This window comes from Nguyenibacter vanlangensis (assembly GCF_013376155.1).
Classification (GTDB): Bacteria; Pseudomonadota; Alphaproteobacteria; order Acetobacterales; family Acetobacteraceae; genus Gluconacetobacter; species Gluconacetobacter vanlangensis.
Map to the genome: position 1 here is coordinate 1 of NZ_JABXXP010000848.1, position 1,101 is coordinate 1,101.

The window sequence follows — 1,101 nt, forward strand, 5'->3', positions numbered from 1 at the left end:
CGGGGTGGGGCCGATGACGATCGCCTGCCTGCTGAACAACACCCTCGCCGCCGCCCGCCGGATCGTCGGCGCGGCGGCGGAGCCGGGCGGTACTCCATGACGCGGATTTCCGTCGAACTGATTCCGCGCGACGCCGAGACCCTGAAGGCGGATGCGGCCGAGGTGCGCGCGGCCTTTCCGATGGCCGACACGCTGAACGTGCCCAGCCTGATGCGCTTTGCGCTGCAGGGCTGGGACGCGGTGCCGTTGCTGCGACCGGTGCTGCCGCGTGTCGTGCCGCATATCCGCGCCATCGACGTCGATCCGGACGGGCCGCTGCCCGGCATCGGGGTGCAGGGGCTGGAGGAAGTGCTGGTGGTGCAGGGCGACCCGCCCGCCGATCTCAGCCGCCGGACCTTTCCCAACACGTCGGAGAGCGTGATCCGCCGCTATCGGCGCGAGGCCCCGCATCTGCGCGTCTATGCGGCGTTCGATCCCTATCGCCGCGCCCCCTATCGCGAATTGGAGGCCGTCGCACGCAAGAAGGACGCCGGGGCCGCCGGGTTCTTCACCCAGCCGGTATTCGATGCGCGCATGCTGGAGATGTGCATGGGCTGGCTGGCCGGCGAGACGGTGTTCTGGGGCCTGTCGCCGGTGATCGGCCCGAAATCGCGGTCCTATTGGGAGACGACGAACCATGTCGTCTTCCCGCGTGATTTCGAAGCGACGCTCGAGGCGAATATCGGCTTTGCCTGCCGCGCGATCCGGACCGTCCGCGCGGCCGGCGGGCATGTCTATCTGATGCCGCTGCGCGTGAAGCCGGCGCGCTATCTGGCGCCGATCCAGCAGGCGCTGGAATCACTATCCTCGTGACCTGCCCGGCGGGCGACGATCGCCCGGGGTGGGTTACGTCCGCCGGGCAATTCCGTTAGCCTCGGCCGGTTCGTCGGTTCGTCGGTCACGTTTCCCCGAAAGGTCATGATCTTGCCGCATTCCCGTCCGCGTTCGCGCCCGTCCGCCATCCCGGGAGCCGTCCAGGAGGTCTGCATCGGCGGGCGCCGCATCGGGGCCGGGGGCGCGATGCTGGCCGCTTTCCTGTGCTGCGGCGCCGCGATGCCGGCC

General features: G+C 69.9%; 1 protein-coding gene. It reads left to right on the forward strand.

Annotated features, from left to right (window positions below):
* Positions 1–96: 96 nt before the first annotated feature.
* Positions 97–852, forward strand: a complete 756-nt coding sequence (locus HUK84_RS19605) for a methylenetetrahydrofolate reductase (RefSeq protein ID WP_176641704.1) — start codon at positions 97–99, stop codon at positions 850–852.
* Positions 853–1,101: the final 249 nt, after the last annotated feature.

Excerpts from the sequence above, each read along its gene's own strand:
- HUK84_RS19605 (WP_176641704.1), top strand. The coding sequence starts at position 97 with ATGACGCGGATTTCCGTCGAACTGATTCCGCGCGACGCCGAGACCCTG.